The sequence below is a fragment of the Actinotalea sp. JY-7885 genome (genome assembly GCF_014525465.1).
GTDB lineage: Bacteria > Actinomycetota > Actinomycetes > Actinomycetales > Cellulomonadaceae > Actinotalea.
Window position 1 is genome coordinate 1 of the sequence record NZ_JACEXH010000323.1, and the last position, 1,258, is coordinate 1,258.

The 1,258-nt window shown below is 77.3% G+C and carries 2 protein-coding genes; one reads left to right on the forward strand and one right to left on the reverse strand.

Features of this window, described 5'->3' with window-relative positions; genetic code table 11:
• Positions 1 to 511 (forward strand): anti-sigma factor (locus IDM29_RS16760; RefSeq protein WP_223148447.1); only part of this gene is annotated, 511 nt, incomplete at its 5' end.
• Between the two features lie 76 nt (positions 512 to 587).
• Here the strand turns inward: IDM29_RS16760 and IDM29_RS16765 are convergent.
• Positions 588 to 1,258 (reverse strand): 1-acyl-sn-glycerol-3-phosphate acyltransferase (locus tag IDM29_RS16765; RefSeq protein WP_255500388.1); only part of this gene is annotated, 671 nt, incomplete at its 5' end.

The following is a 1,258-nucleotide window of genomic DNA, read 5'->3' on the forward strand; positions in this document are numbered from 1 at the left end:
GGCGGCCCCGACGCCCGGGGTGCGGTCCGCGCCGGGGACGGTGAGCAGCCGGGCAGCCGGCAGGCCCACCCCGCGGTGGCTCCTCGCGGCGGCCGCCGCAGCCGTCGTCGCGCTCGCCGTGCCGTCGTCGATCGCGTGGCAGCAGCACGAGCGGGCCGTCGTCGCCGAGCAGCGGTCCGCGGAGCTCACCGAGCTGCTCGCCGCCCCGGGCACCGAGGTGCTGCGCGGCGACGTCGAGGGCGGCGGCACCGCGGTCGCCGTGCTGGCCGCCGACGCGGCCGTGCTCGTCACCGAAGGGCTCCCCACGCTCGACGGGGGCCGCACGTACCAGCTCTGGGCGATGCGCGACGGCGTGCCGGTGCCCGCGGGACTCTTCGAGCCGGCGTCGGGCAGCGCGCAGGTCACTGCCGCGGACTACCGCCCGGGCGACGGCCTCGCGGTCTCCGTCGAGCCGGCGGGTGGCTCGGCCCAGCCGACGACGACGCCGGTGGTCGTCCTGCTCCCCTCCTGACGACCGACCGCGACGACGCGGACGCACGCCTCGACGGGCGGGTGGATCCCCGTGTCACCGCGACCGGGGCCACGCGTCAGGACGGGCGCTCGCCCTCCTCGCGCAGGTACGGCGTCGAGCCGCGGCCCGGACGCACCCCGTGCTTGTCCGCGTAGAACGCCCGCATGACGTCCATGTCGGCCCGGACGTCGCCCGTGAGCGCGATCGTCGGACCGACGCCGGCCGTCCTGGTGGGGCCGTCGATGAAGCCGAGGGTCACCGACATGCCGGTCGCCGTCGCGATCCGGTAGAAGCCCGACTTCCAGTGGTCGGTCGGGCGCCGCGTGCCGTCCGGTGCGATGACCAGGGCATAGCTCTGGTCCTCCCTGGCCTCGGCCGTGAGTCGCTCGACGAGCCCGCCGGCGCCGCGGTCGGTCGGGACGGCGCCCAGGGCGCGCAGGACCGGCCCGAGCGGCCACCAGAACAGCTCCCGCTTGACGAGCACGCGCGGGGACACGCCCCCATGCCACAGCACCAGGACGGTCAGGACGAAGTCCCAGTTCGACGTGTGCGGCGCGCCGATGAAGATGCCGCGGTGCGGCAGGGTGCCGACGACGCGCCAACCGGCCGCGCGCATGAGCCACGCGGCCAGCCGGCCCCGCGCGCCCGGCGCGGGCGGGTGCTCGTGGTGGGTGTCAGCGCCCACGGCGCCGGCCACCGCCCAGGGACATGTCGACCGCGCCGGAGCGACCGGCGGTGCTGCCCGAG